Source organism: Gordonia sp. HS-NH1 (assembly GCF_001418765.1).
Classification (GTDB): Bacteria; Actinomycetota; Actinomycetes; order Mycobacteriales; family Mycobacteriaceae; genus Gordonia.
In genome coordinates, this window is record NZ_LIYC01000004.1 from 140,832 (window position 1) to 157,289 (window position 16,458).

The window sequence follows — 16,458 nt, forward strand, 5'->3', positions numbered from 1 at the left end:
TTCTCCGACGGCCTATGCAGGATGAGCGTAGGTCTCCACCGACACCCATGTTCGATATCGCTCGAGGCCGATCGCCGCGGCCAGGTCCGCGGTCTGCGAGCGCTGAGCCAGCAGGGCTCGCACCTTACGGTCCAGTTCGGCCCCGTCGAGATCGATCCGCAGCGCGACCATCTCCTCCGGACACTGGCGCGGCCCGCCCAGCGCCCACATGTCGAACTCACGGGCGAGGTCGAACTCGATCCCCCGCCCGGTGCCCACCGGGTGAAGGATTCGCGGGCAGGTCGACGAACGGTCGACGGCGAGGCGGACCCACCGGTTGACGGTGCGGTGGTCGGGGTGCCCGGTCACGCCGTCGGGACCGAAGGTCAGGACGGTGTCGGGTGACACGTCGTCGAGGAGGGTGGTGAGGCGTCCGACCGGGCCGCTCTCGTCGATCGCCGCGAGTGAACCGTCGGGTAGGTCCAACCAGTGATGCTCCTGGACGCCGAGCTCGATGAATGCCTTCTCGAGTTCGCCGGTCCGGACCAGGGCGAGCTCCGAACGCTCTGCGGCGGTGGCGTTCTCGTCGGCCGCTTCCCCGCGGCTCGCGGTCACGCACACCACGCGCCCACCCGCGTCGCGGACGGCGGCCATCACGCCGCCGGCGAGGTAGGTCTCGTCATCGGGGTGAGCCCAGATGGACATCACGGTGCCCAGGTCGCTGATCTGTGTTGTTCTCATGCGTCGACGGTCTCCGAGCCCGCTGTCACGGGGCTGTCACCATCGGCTCACCGCCCAGCGGGTCACGGTCGAGTCATGACAGCGCCGCGACAGGACCCCGGCGCACGCTCGGTGCACACGCCGCCCGGCGTGGTTCGACATCGCACACGAAAGGCTCACCCCATGACCACCACACACGCCGCCGGTTCCGACACCGCGATCGACCTCGCCCGGGTCGAGGCCTTCGCCGGCCAGGTGAGCGCCGATCTCACCCATGCCTACCACTCGATCAGCACCTACCTGGGCGACCGCCTGGGACTGTGGCGGGCGCTGGCGCAACTCGGTTCGGCGACGAGCGCCGAGCTCGCCGAACGCTCGGGACTCGCCGAACGGTATGTGCACGAATGGTTGTGTGTGCAGGCCGCGGCCGGATACGTCCTGCTCCGCGACACCGGCGATGACGCCGCGAATGGCCCAGAGGTGTTCGTGTTCCCCGCCGAGCACGCGATGGTGCTCGCCGAGGACAACAGTCCGGCGGCGATCGTGGCCGGCTTCGAGGTCGCCGCCGCGGTGTGGTCCTCGGTCGACCAGCTCGCGCATGCGTACGCGACCGGCGACGGCGTGCCCTGGCACGCGCACGATTCCCGGCTGTTCTCCGGCGTCGAACGGTTCTACGGCACGATCTACCGTGCGTCGCTGCTCAGCGAGTGGGTTCCGGCGATCGACGGCCTCGGACAGCGCCTCACCGACGGCATCCGCGTTCTCGACGTCGGGTGCGGGTACGGGGTCCCCACGATCCTGCTCGCCGAGGCCTTCCCGAACTCCACGTTCGTCGGTGTGGACAGCCACGAGGAGTCCGTCCGGCGCGCCACCGCAGCCGCTCAGGCGGCCGGGGTCGACGACCGGGTCCGCTTCGAGGTGGCGACGGCCCAGTCGTACGCCGGCGACCACGACGCGATCATGATCTTCGACGCCCTGCACGACTTCGGCGATCCGGTGGGCGCGCTCGCACACGCCCGGTCATCACTGCGTCCCGGCGGTCAGGTGATCGCCGTCGAGCCGCTGGCGCACGACACACTGGCCGAGAATCTGACCAATCCCGTTGCGCTGCTGTTCTATTCGGGTAGCTCGTACCTCTGCGTGCCACACAGCATCGCCGACGGCCCGACCTCGCTGGGAGCCCAGGCCGGCCCCACTCGACTGCTCGACACCTTCCGGGCGGCCGGTCTGACCTCGGCGCGAGTCGCGGCGACCACTGCGTCGAACCTGCTCCTCGAGGCGCGGGTCTGAGGCGACCCCGACTCCTCAGCGCAGCGCGTTCTCCAGGTCCCCGAGGAGGTCGTCGATGTCCTCGATACCGACCGAGAGCCGGACGAGGTTGGCGGGGACCTCGAGGAGCGATCCGGCGGTCGAGGCGTGCGTCATCGCACCGGGGTGTTCGATCAGCGATTCGATGCCGCCGAGTGATTCGGCGAGCGTGAACACCTCGGTGCGGGCGCAGAACTCCTTGGCGGCGTCGAGCCCGCCCTTGACCAGCACCGACACCATGCCGCCGTAGCGCTTCATCTGCTTGCCCGCGACCTCGTGGCCCGGATGGTTCTCCAAGCCCGGGTACAGGACGGCGTCGATCTTGTCGTGGCCGCTCAGATAGTCGACGACCTTCTCCGCGTTGTCACAGTGCCGGTCCATCCGGACGCCGAGGGTCTTGATGCCGCGCAGGGTGAGGAATCCGTCGAACGGTCCGGGGACCGCCCCGGCGCCGTTCTGCAGGAACGCGAACGCCTCGTCGAGCTCCTCGCTGTCGGTGACCAGTGCGCCGCCGACGACATCCGAGTGCCCGCCCAGGTATTTGGTCGTCGAGTGGAGCACCACGTCGGCGCCCAGGACGAGCGGCTGCTGCAGGTACGGCGAGGCGAAGGTGTTGTCGACCACGAGCTTCGCGCCGGCCTCGTGCGCGACGGCGGCGAGGGTCTCGATGTCGCCGACGTTGAGCAGCGGGTTGGTCGGCGTCTCGGTCCAGACCAGCTTGGTCTCCGGCCGGATGGCGTCGCGCACCGCGGCGACGTCGGACACCGGGGCCACCGAGTAGGTGATCCCCCACTGGCTGAACACCTTGTCGATGAGCCGGAAGGTCCCGCCGTAGGCGTCGTTCGGGATCACCAGATGATCGCCCGGCCGCAGCGTCGAGCGCAGCAGGCAGTCGGTGGCCGCCATGCCGGAGGCGAAAGCCCGTCCGTAGGTGCCGCTCTCGAGCGCAGCGAGATTGGCTTCGAGGGCGCGTCGGGTCGGGTTGCCGGTGCGCGCGTACTCGAAGCCGTCGCGCAGTCCGCCGACGCCGTCCTGGGCGAAGGTCGAACTGGCGTAGATCGGGACGTTCACCGCCCCGGTCTGCGGATCCGGCTCGTAACCGGCGTGGATGGCGCGGGTCGAGAAGCCTTGCCAGCGAACCGAATCCGCGGCACTGCGTCGTTCACTCACGGTGATGCTCCTATCCGACGATCGGGTGGCTCGACACGAAGGCGAGCAGGTCGTGGCGCGTGATCACGCCGATGGGCTTGCCGTCCTCGACGACCATCAGCGCGTCGCAGTCGCCGAGCGCCTTGGTGGCCGCCGACACCGGTTCGCCGGAACCGATGAGCGGGAACGGCTCTCCCATGTGTGCCGACACCGGGTCGGCGAGGCTGGCACGACCTTCGAAGACCGCGCTGAGCAGGTCGCGCTCGGTGACCGCACCCGCGACCTCGCCGGCCATCACCGGCGGCTCGGCGCCGACGACCGGCATCTGCGAGACGCCGTACTCACGCAGGATCTCGATCGCGTCGCGCAGGGTCTCCTGCGGGTGGGTGTGCACGAGGTCGGGCAGGGCGCCGGTCTTGCCGCGCAACACATCTCCGACGAGGGATTCCTTGGTGTTGGCGTCGAGCGGCGTCCGCAGGAAGCCGTAGCTGCTCATCCACTGGTCGTTGAAGATCTTCGCCATGTAGCCGCGGCCACCGTCGGGCAGCAGCACGACGACGACGGCGTCGGGTCCCTCGCGTTCGGCGACCTGCAGGGCCGCGACCACCGCCATCCCACACGAGCCGCCGACGAGCAGCCCTTCCTCGCGGGCGAGACGCCGGGTCATGTCGAACGAGTCGGCGTCGGAGACCGCGATGATCTCGTCGGGGATGTCCGGGTCGTAGGCCGACGGCCAGAAGTCCTCCCCGACACCCTCGACGAGGTAGGGGCGCCCGGTCCCGCCGGAGTACACCGAACCCTCGGGGTCGACGCCGACGATCTTCACCGAGCCGCCGGACACCTCCTTGAGGTACCGGCCGGTGCCGGTGATGGTGCCGCCGGTGCCGACGCCGGCCACGAAGTGCGTCACCTTGCCGTCGGTGTCGGCCCAGATCTCGGGACCGGTGGTCTCGTAGTGACTCTGCGGACCGGCCGGGTTCGCGTACTGATTGGGCTTCCACGCACCGTCGATCTCGGTGACCAGGCGGTCGGAGACGCTGTAGTAGCTGTCCGGGTGGGACGGCTCCACCGCGGTCGGGCAGACCACGACCTCGGCACCGTAGGCGCGCAGGACGTTGCGCTTGTCCTCGCCGACCTTGTCCGGGCACACGAACACGCACTTGTAGCCGCGCTGCTGGGCGACGAGCGCCAGGCCGACGCCGGTGTTTCCCGACGTCGGTTCCACGATGGTCCCGCCCGGCTTCAGTTCACCCGAGGCCTCCGCCGCGTCGATCATCCGCACGGCGATGCGGTCCTTGCTGCTGCCACCGGGATTGAGGTACTCGACCTTGGCGGCGACCAGGCCCGATCCGGGTGAGGTCACCGAGTTCAGCTTGACCAGCGGGGTGTTGCCCACCAGGTCGACGACGTGATTGGCGATGCGCATGTGTCCATGGTCCCAGAGCCACCGCGAACAGCGACACCCGGCCGCTGCCCGACGTCGGCAGTCGGTTCTACCGCTGGCTGAGCCGACGACGAGCGCAGCGAGGAGTCGTGTCGAAGTCGCCTAAACTGGCACTCGTGTCCGGTTCGAGTCGTCGAGGAATCGTCCCCGCCAGGATCGTGCGCGACGTCGGCGCGACAGCGGCTGCGACCGCGGGCGCGGCCGGCGCCGGCTGGGCCGCCTACAACCTGCTGAACAGTCAGGCCGCCGAGGCCCGCGTGGTGATCCCGCACCGTACCGACAACGCCCCGGACGGCGACGGCGTGTACCGCCCCGACGGCACCAGCGCACGTTTCACCCGGGACACCGTGTACGACCTGTATCTCGTGGTGTTCGGGGACTCGACCGCGGCCGGACTGGGTGCCGAGACCGCGGGCGAGACGCCAGGAGTCCAGATCGCCCGCCGCGTGGCCGCGGAGACCGATCGGGTGGTCCGCTACGCCAACAAGGCCATCGTCGGCGCGACGTCGAAGGGGCTCGCGGCCCAGATCGAGGCCATGTTCGTCCATCACGAGCGACCCGACGTGGCCGTCATCCTCGTCGGCGCCAACGACGTCACCGCCCGCAACAGTCCGCTCCCGTCGGCGCGGCGGCTCGGAGATGCCGTCCACGCACTCGTCGACGAGGGTGCGAAGGTCGTCGTCGGCACCTGCCCGGATTTCGGCGTGGTGACCGCGATCCCCCAGCCCCTGCGAATGGTGTTGCGACGCTGGGGACTCACGCTGGCGGCGGCGCAGCGATCGGCGGTCCGGGCCGCCGGGGGGCGGCCGGTCCCACTGGCCGACCTGCTGACCGAGGAGTTCCTCGCGCGCCCCGAGCACATGCTGTCGCCCGATCGATTCCACCCGTCGGCCGCTGGGTATGAGCTCGCCGCCGACATCCTGGTGCCCGAGGTGCTCGCCTCGATCGGCGAGTGGGGTCCGACGCCGCTGCCCGAACCGCCGAAGGTGTCCGAGGCCGTCGAAGAAACACGGTTCGTCACACGTCTCAGGAGACGTCTGACACACCGGTGACCAGCCACGACTCGGGCTGACCGGCCTCGCGACCAAGCAGATGCTTGGTGGGGTAGTTTCGAGGTATGCCTGAAGCCGTCATCGTCGCCCACGCCCGTTCCCCGATCGGCCGCGCCGCCAAGGGATCCCTCAAAGACATCCGACCCGACGAACTGTCGCGTCAGATGGTCGAAGCCGCGCTCGCCAAGGTGCCGGAGCTCGACCCGGCGCTGATCGAGGACATCCACTGGGGCATCGGCCAGCCCGGCGGACAGGGCGGTTACAACATCGCCCGGGTCATCGCGGTCGAGCTGGGGCATGACCACATCCCGGGCGTCACGGTGAACCGCTACTGCTCGTCGTCGTTGCAGACCACCCGGATGGCGCTGCATGCCATCAAGGCCGGCGAGGCCGACGTCCTCATCTCCGGTGGCGTCGAGAGCGTGTCGAGCTTCGGCATCTCCGGCGGCGCCGACGGCGCACCGAATTCCAAGAACCCGCTGTTCGACGACGCGATGGCCCGCACGGAGAAGGCGGCCGCCGGTGACGCCGGCATCTGGCACGATCCGCGCAAGGACGGGGTCATCCCGGACGTGTACATCGCGATGGGCCAGACCGCCGAGAACGTCGCCTCGTTCACCGGCATCTCGCGCGAGGACCAGGACAAGTGGGGCGTGCTGAGCCAGAACCGCGCCGAAGAAGCCATCAAGTCCGGTTTCTTCGAGCGGGAGATCGACCCGGTCACCCTGCCCGACGGCTCGCTGGTCACCACCGACGACGGCCCCCGCGCGGGCACGACCTACGAGAAGATCTCGCAGCTCAAGCCGGTCTTCCGCCCGGACGGCACGATCACCGCGGGCAACGCGTGCCCGCTCAACGACGGCGCCGCGGCGCTGGTCATCATGAGCGACACCAAGGCGAAGGAGCTTGGCCTCACCCCGCTGGCGCGCGTTGTCGCCACCGCGGCCACCGGCCTGTCGCCGGAGATCATGGGGCTCGGTCCGATCGAGGCGATCCGCAAGGTGCTGCGGGTCTCGGGGATGTCCCTGTCGGACATCGACCTCGTCGAGATCAACGAGGCCTTCGCCGTCCAGGTCCTCGGTTCGGCCCGTGATCTCGGCATCGACCACGACAAGCTCAACGTGTCGGGTGGCGCCATCGCCCTGGGTCACCCGTTCGGGATGACCGGCGCCCGCATCACGACCACCCTGCTCAACAACCTGCAGACCCGCGACAAGACCTTCGGCATCGAGTCGATGTGCGTGGGTGGCGGTCAGGGCATGGCCATGGTGCTGGAGCGCCTCAGCTGATCAGTGCTGGAGCGCCTCAGCTGACCGAGGCCGTCTTCTCGTCGACGCCCCTCGCCGCGTTCGGTCCCTGGATCGCGACGCTGCGGGGGGTCGTTCGTCGGTACACGAACCAGGCGATGACGACGGCGCCGACGATGTAGATCTCGGCGGGGATCGCCCAGACGTTGTTCGTCGCGGTGTTGTCGTGGATGTAGTACTGCGAGATGTGACCGGCGAGGTCTCCCCCGTAGCTGATCGCCAGTGCCCACACGGCGGCGTCGAGCCATCCGCCACGATTGCGCACCCGGTAGCAGAGCACGCCGAGCACGCCCACGGCGATGTCGTTCCACCCCAGCTCCCACTGGAACATGGACGGGATGAAGTCCGGCCCGATGCCCTCGGCGATCTCGGGGGCGTTCGGGCCGACGTGGCCGACCCCGGCGAGGATGCCGAATGCGCCGCCGGGGACGAGTATCCAGAGCAGCACGAGTTCGGCTGCGCGGCCGACGGTGCGTCGTCGCATCGATCGGTCCACCAGTATGTGTACGACGGCGCCGATGATCATCAGCGCCAGCTGGATCAGAAAGAACACCATGTCCGCACGGTAGAACCGCGGTGATGGGGTTGTTCCCGCAAACGCACCGGGTGGCACACTTTGTCGCCAACCGACCCTGACACGACAGTGGCCCCGCACCTGCCGAGGTGCGGGGCCACTGTCACATGACTGACTAGTCGGAGTTGAAGTAGGTCAGCAGACGCAGGATCTCGACGTACAGCCAGACCAGGGTGACGGTCAGGCCGAGTGCCACGCCCCAGGCGGCCCGGTCGGGTGCGCCGGCACGGATCAGGCGATCCGCGGCGTCGAAGTCCAGTAGGAAGCTGAACGCGGCGAGGGCGATGCAGACCAGCGAGAAGATGATGGCGATCGGGCCACCGTCGCGCAGGACTCCGGCCTCACCGGTGAACAGACCGATGACCAGGTTGCCGAGCATCAGGACCAGGACGCCGATCATGCCGGCGAACAGCATGCGGGTGAAGCGCGGCGTCACGCGGATGGCGCCGACCTTGTACACGAACAGCATGCCGAAGAACACACCGAAGGTGCCGAGGACCGCCTGTCCGATCAGCGCACCGGCCGAGGTGTCACCGGCGACCGCCCAGTTCGCGAACACGAACGAGATGGCACCGACGAAGAGGCCCTCGAACGCGGCGTAGGCCAGCACGATGGCCGGGTTGTCCTGCTTGCGACCGAAGCTCGCCACGAGGACGAGCACGAGACCGGCGATGGCGCCGACCAGCATCAGCGGCGTGGCGAGAGCTGCCTGGGCGGCCTCGGTGGCGCGGCTGCTGATCGCGAAGTACGTGGCGGCGGCGGCCAGCGTCAGCACTCCGAGGGTGATCGCGGTCTTGGTGACGACGTCGTCGATCGTGAGCTGACGAGTGGCCGGCGGTGCCGGCTGGGTGTAGGGGTCAGTGGCCTGACCGAACTGGTTGGCCGCGGCGCCGGCGCCGGCCATGCCGGCCCCGAAACCCGCGTATCCGGATTGATTGTCGCGGACCACGCCGCGCATCACCGGATTGCTGCTTTCTCGCACGAAGCGCTCCTTCATCGGTACGGATGTCTGCCGTCTCAACGTCGGGCCGTTTCTGAGAGTTCCCTGGCGAGAGCTCGCAACGACCGAGTCGATGTCGACTTTACCGACTCTTGACCCTTCTGTCGTCAGACAACCGCCACCGGGTCAGTTCACCCGGTCGCGCAGCGACCTCAACCGGCGGCCCACTGCGGTCTGATCGATGCCGCCGTCGGTCGCGAGCGAGGCCCGGCCCAGGCACATGGCGGTGAGCATGGCTTCCGCACGCGCGAAGTCGTCGCCCCAGGCGAGACCCGGTTTGGCGAGCATCAGCGACGCGATTCCGTGGGCGGCGGCCCAGAACTCGAGAACGATGTCGGCGATCTCGGCGTGATCGAACACGCCTCCGTCGGCCAGCTCGGTGACGGTTCCGGCGAACCGGGAGTACGCACTGGCGGCGAGTACCTCGTCGACCTTCGACGGATGCCCTTCGGGAGTGGGTTTGCCGAACGCCACCCGGTAGAGCACGGGCGTGGCGACGGCGAAGCGGACATAGGCCATCCCCTGGCCCAGCGCTCGTTCGAAGGCGTCGTCGACGCCTTCCGACGCGGCGGCCATCTCGTCGTCGAGACGCTCGAAGTAGCGGGCGCACACCGCGTCGAGCAGGGCTTCCTTGTCGGCGAAGTGCAGGTAGATCGACGGCGGTGTGACCCCCACGCGGTTGGCGACCGCGCGAATCGACATCGCGGTGTCGTCGCCGTTCTCGACCAGCAACTCACCGGCGGCCTCGATGATCTCCTCCGCGAGGATCTCTCCGGACCCGCGCGGTGATCTCGCTCGTCTACGTGTCGTCACTGCACTCCAGCACCTGTCCCGCCGCCGTTCATCCGTCGTATGACGTATTCGGTGTCAGACCCTCGTCGGCGCAGTGTCCGGCGCCGCTTTCTCGGGACGCCCGACCTCCGGGGCCTCCTCGGACAATCCGATCCGATCGTGTAGCCGTCGCAGCGGACCCGGCGCCCACCAGTTGGCCCGCCCGGCCAGCCGCATGAAGGCGGGGACCAGGAACATGCGGATGATCGTCGCGTCCATCAGGACCGCCAGGGTGAGACCGACCCCGAACATCCGCATGAACGACACCTCCGACGCCGCGATGGCGGCGAAGACGATGCTCATCAGCAGGGCCGCGGCCGTGATGACCCGGCCGGTCCGGGCCAAGCCCAGCGCCACCGCGTGGTCGCTGGCCGCGCGCGTCCGGTCCGATCGCAACCACTCCTCGCGGATCCGTCCCAACAGGAACACCTCGTAGTCCATCGACAGACCGAACGCCACGCAGAACAGCAGCACCGGCATGGTCGCGCTGAGGGTGCCCGTGGCGGTGGTCCCCAAACCTCCGAGGTGCCCCTCCTGGAAGAACCAGACCATCGCGCCGAACGTCGCCGACAGCGACAGGATGTTGAGGACGAGCGCCTTCAGCGGCAACACGACGCTCCCGGTGAACAGGAACAGCAGCACGAACGTCGCGATCGCGATGAGGCCGAGCACCCAGGGCAGATGCGCGTAGATCGACCCGACGGTGTCGTCGGTGGCGGCGGCGAGCCCGCTGAACAGGGTCTCCGTTCCCGCCGGCGGTGGCACCGCCCGCAGCTCGTCGAGCTGGGCGATCCCCGACTCACTCATCGGGTCGCGGTCGGTCGACACCTGCAGGACGTGTACGTCGCCCCGGGTGTCGTCCGGGCTGCCGGGCGCGGCCGGCGCACCCCGGACGAACGTCCCGGCCGACGACCCTACGGAGTTGACATCTCCGACCGTCGACAGGGCGCGGGTGTAGCCCGCCAGGGTCGCATCGTCCACCGGCCCCCGCACGACGACGGTGACCGCTGCGGACAGGTCGTCCTCGTAGTCGTCTCGGATCTCCTGCTGGATCGCGTGGGCGCTCGCCGACTCGGGGAGCACCCGGTCGTCGGGGAACCCCAGCTTCATCGACAGGAACGGCGCACCGAGTACCAGTAGGAAGACCGTGACGACCGCGGCGACCGGCAAGGCGTGGCGCAGCACCCACTGGACGAGCCGGTACCACCAGGTGTCCTCGGGTTCGACGGGCCGCGCCGGCGGCAGCCGAAGCAGGCGCCGGAGTGGCTTCCGGGCGTCGAACGCGTCGATGCGATCACCGAGGAGCATGAGCACGGCCGGCGTGAGGACGAGTGCCGACACCGCGGCCACCGCCACGACGCCGAGACCCGCGAACGCGAAGCTGCGCAGGAAGTACTGCGGGAACAGCACGAGCGCGCTGAGCGACAGGGCGACGGTCACCGCGGAGAAGGCGACCGTCCGCCCGGCCGTGGCCAGGGTTCGGACGATCGCGTCGGGCCGGCTCAGACCGTGTCCGACCTCTTCCCGGTAGCGCGTCAGGATCAGCAGCGTGTAGTCGATCGCGAGCGCGAGACCCAGTGCGGTGGTGAGGTTGAGCGCGAAGACCGAGACGTCGGTGACCGATCCGATCGCGCGGAGCAGCGCGAAGGTGAGGATGATCGAGACGATGCCGATGCCGACCGGGACGGCCGCCGCGAGCAGTCCGCCGAAGATGAAGATCAACACGATGAACGTGATCGGGATCGCGATGGCCTCGGCGACGAGGAGATCGGACGCGGTCTGATCGTTGACCTGCGCGAAGACCATTCCTTGACCGCCGACCTGCACGGTGATCCCGTCGCGGTCACCGGCCAGGGCCGCGGCGATCTCCTCGGCGTGCCCCGGCGCCGAATCCTCGCCACCGTCGAGCGAGGCGATGATCAAAGTCGACGTCCGGTCGCGACTGACGAGCGCGGAGTCGAGCGCCGGATTGGCCCACACTGAGAGGATCTGGTCCTGCACGTACTGATTGCGATTCAGGTCGGCGACGATGTCCTCACCGACCGCTCGGGCCGTCGGGTCGCGGGAGATGTCGACTCCGTCGGGACCGTCCAGTTTGAGCACGACCTGGACCCCGCCGCGGTTGAACGTCTCGTCGAGAGTTCTCTCGGCCCGCGCCGACCCCGAGTTCGGATCGCTGTACCCTCCGGCCAGCAGATGTTCGGCCGCGGTCGCGCCGTACGCGCCGCACACCACCAGCAGGATGAGTGCGCCCAGCAGCACTCGTTTGGGCATGGATATGACCAGCCGTGTCAATCTGACCAGCATGCGGACCCCTGTCGCGTCGGTCGACTTTACGGCGTTAAGTTATCAGCAGTAATTTAGGTGGTCAAGGACGATTCCGAGACGTGCGGCATGCCGAGTCCGCGTCGGACCGTTCGCAGTTCGCGCTCGATCACCGTCGACTCCGATCCGAGCAGTCCGGTCGCGCGCGCGATCTCGCGCAGCCTGACGGCGGGCCGCGCGACGTCGACGAGATGGTGCAACGGCGTCCGGCGCAAACCCATCCGCCGGGCGACCGGGCGCTCGACCCATCGTGTGCTGATGGCCGAGAACGACGACATGAGCAGGGGTCTGGTGATCGCATCCACCGCGGAGACCAGCAACCCTGGCACCGGAATCGGAGCGGCCCCGTGCACGACGCGCGGAAGGTCGTACCCCTCGCGAAGCAGCGCCTTGATCAGCACCTTCGACGAATCGTCGGGCCGCAGCTCGAATTCGCCTGCGATACGGAACAATTCGCTCGACGACTCGTAACTCGGCGGCAGGAGGTCGTCGTCGACCCCGATGACCCAGCCGATCCAGCGCCACAGATGTGTGATCGCCTCACATTCCGCACTGCTGTAGTGGATCCCGAAATCCCGTGCGACGACGAGAGGGAGAGCCAGGAAGCCGCACGAGATGGTCATCACCGCATACGTCTGGTTGATGGGTGCGCCCCACTCCCCTTCGTCCCAGCCCCCGGCGTCGTCCGTCGGATCGCCGCCGGGCGGGTGCCGCAGGACGTCGCGAATGTAGGCGTGTAGCAGCCGAATACGAAGCGTCGCAGCCCAACCGGGACGGCCCGGGAGCATCGATCCGGGCGTGGTCGCCTCGGCGACCCAGCGGGCCGTCGACTCGACCCGATCACGTGTCCCCGATCCCAGCCGGCCGGTGGCCACCAGCGGACGGACGAACCCCTGCGCCTTGAATCCGTAGATCAGCGATTGATACAGCGTCGACGACTGCAACGTCCCGAACCGCCACCAGGCGCGGGCGCCGGCCTCTGCCCAGGCCGGGTCGAACCACGGAGGTGGGGTGCTCGCGACCTGCAACAGATGCGTCATCGAGGCGGGCATCTCGAGGTGTTCGACATCGGTCTCCTCCTCGGCGGAGGTGTGCTCTTCCAAGAGCGCGACCAGTGTGGAGAAGGAGATTCCGCGTTCTCTGGCCTCGACGATCACCGCGTCGGCGAGCGGATCACCCTGCGTCAGACCCGCCTCGAGGCGCTCGACGATGGCGGGATGCCGCTCTCGGACGGCCTCCCAATTGCGTGCCCCGGTCACCGCTGCCGCGTCCATGCCCCATGATCACCCCGGCGACTGGGCCGGTCAAGGACGGCTGACTCCCAGACGTCGACTCGACTGCCAGACCTCGACCGAAGTCTGGCGGTCGAGTTGACGTCTGTCGGTGGCAGCGCCGGACGAATTCGGACACGCTGCCGCGGCTGACTATGCTCACCGTGGGGACCGTCGTCGAGCGGACCCTTCGCCCCCATAGCCCAATTGGCAGAGGCAGCCGACTTAAAATCGGCACAGTGTCGGTTCGAGTCCGACTGGGGGCACCCCTGACCAGGCAGTTATGGCCTAATGGCGATCAGCTACCCGCTGTCGGTGTCACGAGTTGTCACATCTCGTCCGAAACTGCTCGCAGCGGCCTTCAACGCGTCGTCTTGGGAGTGTGCGTAGGTCGCCAGCGTGAACGCCGCGGAGGCGTGGCCCATCCAGGCGGCGATGACCGCGATCGGGACACCCCGGAGGTGCATGAGGGTGGCGCACGAGTGCCGTGCATCGTGCAGCCGCACGTGAGGGATCTTCAACGTTTCCAGGAGTTTTCCCCACCGGAAGGTGAGCAGGTTTGGGTGGTAAGGCTCGCCGGCTTCGTCGCACGCGACGTACCTCCCCGATCCGTACGACTCCCCCAGGGCCATCCGCTCCTGCAGTTGCTGTTTACGTGCAGCCCTCAGTACTTCCACCACCTCGTCGGGTAGGGGCAGTGTCCGCTGTGATCGTTTTGACTTGGGTGTGCCGGCGACGATCTCGCGGCCGACAGCGACACGGTTCTCGGCGACCGTGATCGTCTTCGCGCCGAGATCGACGTTGTCCCATCGGAGACCCGCGATCTCGCCGCGCCGCAGGCCGTACAGCGCGAGCGTCCACAGGTGTCGGTCCCGGCATTCGTGGTCGAGGATGCGGAACATCTGCGCCTGGGTGAGGGTCTTCATCTCGGGGCGCTCGGCGGGGATACGGTCGACGAGTCTGGCGACGTTGCGCACTACGTGACCTTGCCGCTGCTGGTCCTCGAGCACCGCAGTGAGTAGGCCGAGCATGTGGTTGACCGATCGAGCGGACCACTTCTTCCGGCCTTCGACCTTTCCAGCCCGCAGGCGGCCGACGAGAGTGTCAATGTCGCGCTTTGTCAGCTGCTGGATGAGGGTGTCGCCGAGCTCGTCGCGGACGGGCGCCAGTCCGGTTGTGTGACTGCGCTTCGTCGATGGTTTCAGTCGATGCTTCGCGGCCAGCCACCCATCAACAGCCTGAGCAACAGTGAGTTTCGACGCGTGGATATACGTCCCGGCGGCGACCGACGCCTGCACGGATGACAGCTCCGCACGGGCCTCCGCTTCGGTGGTGAACCGTCTCCGGATCTGCTTCCGTCGCCCGTCGACGATGCCGGCGTCCACAGTCACCTGGTACCGGGTCACACCTTTGCCTGTTCGCCTGTCACGAACGGTTAGCTTGCGGATCTGTGGGGGCAGTTGCTGGCGCGCCATGGTTTGTTACCTCAGTTCTCGGTCAACCGCTCGATGCGTTCCCTGACTGCCAGTGGTAGCCGGGCGACGTCCACGCGATATCCGTCCTTGATGAGTTCGGCCGCTTGATATGCGACTTCACCCGTCAGGAACATGACGCTCCGGTGAGCGGCATCTAGGTCAGACTCCGCGCCTGTGCCAGTCGCAGCAGTCCGTCTCAGGTTGGCCCACTCCAGCTGCCCGATGAGCTCGACAAGGTTTCTCGCCCGCGCAGTCAGCGTGTCGTTTACATCCGGGTGCCGAACCTGGCCATCGGGTAGAAGTTCAACCTCACCAGATAGCCACTGCACAGCCTGGATCGATTTGACTGTCAGCTCCGGGAGGACGGCGACCTCACCGTCGGGCAGATCTGGGTACAGGAGTTCCGCGGGAGGAACTTTCAGCGCCGCGGCCAGTACCAGAAACTCCGCAAGCTGGAGGACGCGCCGATGCCCAGAGTCCATCTTGGCGATCGCCGAAGTGGGAACTCGGTAGCCGAGCTCGGCAGTTCGATCTGACAGCCATTGCGCAGATTTGTTGCCACGCAACAGTTTTAGGCGACTACCCACTCGCTTGACGGTTGCAACGTCCCACTCGTCGCTCGACTCAATGTTTCCCATGAGGACAAATTGTAGGCGAGATTTTGCGTGTCCCCTTGCATCCGCGCGTATGTCAGTGCATTCTTGCGTATGAGGACGGATAGAAGTCCTCATTCTTCTCCACACGAAAGGTTGCTAGGATGCCGAACCGCTTACTGAAGCCCGCGGAGGCGTTTGAACGCCTCGGAGTCGCCAACACCAAGGGCTACCAGTTGCTCAAGACCGGGACGCTGCGCTCGGTGAAGATCGGCCGAAACCGTCGCATTCCCGAAGACGCGATTGATGAGTTCATCGCCAACGCGCTCAGGGCATCTCAGCCGTCCCGGCCGGAATCGGGCGCAGCGTGATGCGGTACGCCGATCTGGAAGCGCACCAGGACCTTGGCCTCGGAGCCGATGAACTAGATGTGCGTCGGTTCACGCGCGTATGTGAGCGACAGCCCGTAGCCCCGCCAGGTTCGGCCGGCGGCACGAGCACCTTCCGGAGTAGCGACTTCTCCGGCGCCGACGTCCTCAGGGCTGAGGCTCTGGATCGTCTGGAGGGCCGTATCGCCCGCGCTTGGGCGGTGTGGGAAGGCCTGCGTGAGGGCGCATCCCGCACGAATCTGGCGGCGTTCATCCACAGCATGGAGGACCGCGCCGACCAGTTGAAAGAAGACCTCAACCGAGGAAACACAGCGCCCCCGACGACCGACTCCGCCAAGAACCGGGTCATCGAGGGTGAATCCGCCACTCACAAGGAGAAGTAGATGAGCACCACAATAGTGCACGACCCCGACAGGACGCGAGTGCCTGTCGATCCTGCGGCGGACATGCTCCGCGCGCTGCTCGCCGGCATTCAGCCCCAGACCATCGACGACCTTCTCGATGTCGCCAGTCTCGTCGGCGATGTCGACGGCGGGCACGTCACCGCCCAGACGATCGGCGGTGCATGGTGAGCGATCCAGATTGGGAAGTGCGGGCAGTGAAGGTCGTCGAGTTCGACGCCATCCGCGAGTTCGTCCGCATCAAGTTCGACGGCCAGGACCCCACCTACCAGTTCCGCGGCGGCGAACTGTGGAAGGCAGCCTGCTTCATCAGCGTGTTCGACGACGGCCGCGTGCACCTCGTCGTGGAGAAACACCTCACGCCCCGGCAACAGAGCATCGTGGCCGGTCTCGCCGAGGAGTACTGGCGCGCCGGCCCGCAGCGTTGCCAGCGCGAGCAGTGGCGCCGCCGACGACGCAGCTCGAACCGAAAGGTCGGGTCACGGGTCGCACAGTTCTGGGTGGTCGCCGACCAGAACGAACCGGGATACGCGGCGGCACAAGCGGACTACGCGCTCGCCGCGGTCACTGACCGGGCGTCCCTCAGCTCGACCAGCGGCCAGTACTTGGCCGGGACTCGGCAACTCGAGAGCGCCTGACC

17 protein-coding genes and 1 tRNA gene are annotated in these 16,458 nt (G+C 67.7%); 8 read left to right on the plus strand and 10 right to left on the minus strand.

The genetic code is table 11. The features are described from left to right. Window positions 1-12: 12 nt before the first annotated feature. On the minus strand, window positions 13-720 hold the full coding sequence (locus AMD30_RS05245; protein WP_055474897.1) for a PIG-L deacetylase family protein: 708 nt from the start codon (window positions 718-720) through the stop codon (window positions 13-15). A 162-nt stretch (window positions 721-882) separates the two neighbouring features. Here AMD30_RS05245 and AMD30_RS05250 point away from each other — a divergent pair, with 162 nt between their 5' ends. Further along, window positions 883-1,989, plus strand: a complete 1,107-nt coding sequence (locus AMD30_RS05250; protein ID WP_055474898.1) for a class I SAM-dependent methyltransferase — start codon at window positions 883-885, stop codon at window positions 1,987-1,989. A gap of 15 nt (window positions 1,990-2,004) precedes the next feature. Here AMD30_RS05250 and AMD30_RS05255 read toward each other — a convergent pair whose 3' ends face one another. Further along, window positions 2,005-3,177, minus strand: a complete 1,173-nt coding sequence (locus tag AMD30_RS05255; RefSeq protein ID WP_055474899.1) for a cystathionine gamma-synthase — start codon at window positions 3,175-3,177, stop codon at window positions 2,005-2,007. 10 nt (window positions 3,178-3,187) lie between these two features. Further along, window positions 3,188-4,582, minus strand: coding sequence for a cystathionine beta-synthase (locus AMD30_RS05260; protein WP_055474900.1), 1,395 nt, complete (start codon window positions 4,580-4,582; stop codon window positions 3,188-3,190). A 134-nt stretch (window positions 4,583-4,716) separates the two neighbouring features. On the opposite strand from AMD30_RS05260, the gene AMD30_RS05265 reads away from it, so the two are divergent. Together AMD30_RS05265 and AMD30_RS05270 are read left to right on the plus strand one after the other, a co-directional pair. Continuing rightward, window positions 4,717-5,652 carry an SGNH/GDSL hydrolase family protein gene (locus tag AMD30_RS05265; RefSeq protein WP_374100784.1) on the plus strand — a complete coding sequence of 312 codons (936 nt, stop codon included), beginning with the start codon at window positions 4,717-4,719 and terminating at the stop codon, window positions 5,650-5,652. A 65-nt stretch (window positions 5,653-5,717) separates the two neighbouring features. Beyond that, window positions 5,718-6,941, plus strand: a complete 1,224-nt coding sequence (locus AMD30_RS05270; protein ID WP_055474902.1) for an acetyl-CoA C-acetyltransferase — start codon at window positions 5,718-5,720, stop codon at window positions 6,939-6,941. A 16-nt stretch (window positions 6,942-6,957) separates the two neighbouring features. Here AMD30_RS05270 and AMD30_RS05275 read toward each other — a convergent pair whose 3' ends face one another. From AMD30_RS05275 to AMD30_RS05295, 5 genes are all read right to left on the minus strand, one after another. Further along, complete coding sequence (locus tag AMD30_RS05275; protein ID WP_055474903.1) at window positions 6,958-7,515, minus strand: DUF6790 family protein; 558 nt, start codon at window positions 7,513-7,515, stop codon at window positions 6,958-6,960. Window positions 7,516-7,648: 133 nt separating this feature from the next. Next, entirely contained in the window at window positions 7,649-8,515 is an 867-nt protein-coding gene (locus AMD30_RS05280) for a Bax inhibitor-1/YccA family protein (protein WP_055474978.1), read from the minus strand. 144 nt (window positions 8,516-8,659) lie between these two features. Then, on the minus strand, window positions 8,660-9,346 hold the full coding sequence (locus tag AMD30_RS05285) for a TetR/AcrR family transcriptional regulator (protein ID WP_055474904.1): 687 nt from the start codon (window positions 9,344-9,346) through the stop codon (window positions 8,660-8,662). 54 nt (window positions 9,347-9,400) lie between these two features. Next, on the minus strand, window positions 9,401-11,671 hold the full coding sequence (locus tag AMD30_RS05290) for an MMPL family transporter (RefSeq protein WP_055474905.1): 2,271 nt from the start codon (window positions 11,669-11,671) through the stop codon (window positions 9,401-9,403). A 53-nt stretch (window positions 11,672-11,724) separates the two neighbouring features. Then, window positions 11,725-12,963: an oxygenase MpaB family protein gene (locus AMD30_RS05295; RefSeq protein WP_055474906.1), complete on the minus strand. Its 1,239-nt coding sequence runs from the start codon at window positions 12,961-12,963 to the stop codon at window positions 11,725-11,727. 189 nt (window positions 12,964-13,152) lie between these two features. On the opposite strand from AMD30_RS05295, the gene AMD30_RS05300 reads away from it, so the two are divergent. Continuing rightward, window positions 13,153-13,226: transfer RNA gene (locus tag AMD30_RS05300), tRNA-Leu, on the plus strand. Between the two features lie 36 nt (window positions 13,227-13,262). Here AMD30_RS05300 and AMD30_RS05305 read toward each other — a convergent pair. Both AMD30_RS05305 and AMD30_RS05310 read right to left on the minus strand, forming a co-directional pair. Continuing rightward, complete coding sequence (locus tag AMD30_RS05305) at window positions 13,263-14,351, minus strand: tyrosine-type recombinase/integrase (RefSeq protein ID WP_231632648.1); 1,089 nt, start codon at window positions 14,349-14,351, stop codon at window positions 13,263-13,265. A gap of 95 nt (window positions 14,352-14,446) precedes the next feature. After that, a complete protein-coding gene (locus tag AMD30_RS05310) occupies window positions 14,447-15,073 on the minus strand; it encodes a hypothetical protein (RefSeq protein ID WP_156354156.1) in 627 nt (208 codons plus the stop codon). A 119-nt stretch (window positions 15,074-15,192) separates the two neighbouring features. Between AMD30_RS05310 and AMD30_RS05315 the strand changes: the two genes are divergently transcribed. Genes AMD30_RS05315 through AMD30_RS05325 form a run of 4 tightly spaced genes read left to right on the plus strand, consistent with a single transcriptional unit; the run spans window position 15,193 to window position 16,456 of the window. After that, window positions 15,193-15,399 (plus strand): excisionase family DNA-binding protein, encoded by a 207-nt coding sequence (locus AMD30_RS05315; RefSeq protein WP_055474909.1) that lies wholly within the window; start codon window positions 15,193-15,195, stop codon window positions 15,397-15,399. After that, window positions 15,396-15,800: a hypothetical protein gene (locus AMD30_RS05320; protein ID WP_055474910.1), complete on the plus strand. Its 405-nt coding sequence runs from the start codon at window positions 15,396-15,398 to the stop codon at window positions 15,798-15,800. The genes AMD30_RS05315 and AMD30_RS05320 overlap by 4 nt, the downstream gene beginning before the upstream one ends. Continuing rightward, complete coding sequence (locus AMD30_RS24950) at window positions 15,801-15,989, plus strand: hypothetical protein (RefSeq protein ID WP_156354160.1); 189 nt, start codon at window positions 15,801-15,803, stop codon at window positions 15,987-15,989. Next, window positions 15,986-16,456 (plus strand): hypothetical protein, encoded by a 471-nt coding sequence (locus AMD30_RS05325; protein ID WP_156354161.1) that lies wholly within the window; start codon window positions 15,986-15,988, stop codon window positions 16,454-16,456. The genes AMD30_RS24950 and AMD30_RS05325 overlap by 4 nt, the downstream gene beginning before the upstream one ends. The last annotated feature ends 2 nt before the right edge of the window (window positions 16,457-16,458 follow it).

Coding starts and splice junctions, on each gene's coding strand:
- AMD30_RS05245 (WP_055474897.1), bottom strand. CDS start 720: ATGAGAACAACACAGATCAGCGACCTGGGCACCGTGATGTCCATCTGG.
- AMD30_RS05250 (WP_055474898.1), top strand. CDS start 883: ATGACCACCACACACGCCGCCGGTTCCGACACCGCGATCGACCTCGCC.
- AMD30_RS05260 (WP_055474900.1), bottom strand. CDS start 4,582: ATGCGCATCGCCAATCACGTCGTCGACCTGGTGGGCAACACCCCGCTG.
- AMD30_RS05270 (WP_055474902.1), top strand. CDS start 5,718: ATGCCTGAAGCCGTCATCGTCGCCCACGCCCGTTCCCCGATCGGCCGC.
- AMD30_RS05275 (WP_055474903.1), bottom strand. CDS start 7,515: ATGGTGTTCTTTCTGATCCAGCTGGCGCTGATGATCATCGGCGCCGTC.
- AMD30_RS05290 (WP_055474905.1), bottom strand. CDS start 11,671: ATGCTGGTCAGATTGACACGGCTGGTCATATCCATGCCCAAACGAGTG.
- AMD30_RS05295 (WP_055474906.1), bottom strand. CDS start 12,963: ATGGACGCGGCAGCGGTGACCGGGGCACGCAATTGGGAGGCCGTCCGA.
- AMD30_RS05310 (WP_156354156.1), bottom strand. CDS start 15,073: ATGGGAAACATTGAGTCGAGCGACGAGTGGGACGTTGCAACCGTCAAG.
- AMD30_RS05315 (WP_055474909.1), top strand. CDS start 15,193: ATGCCGAACCGCTTACTGAAGCCCGCGGAGGCGTTTGAACGCCTCGGA.
- AMD30_RS24950 (WP_156354160.1), top strand. CDS start 15,801: ATGAGCACCACAATAGTGCACGACCCCGACAGGACGCGAGTGCCTGTC.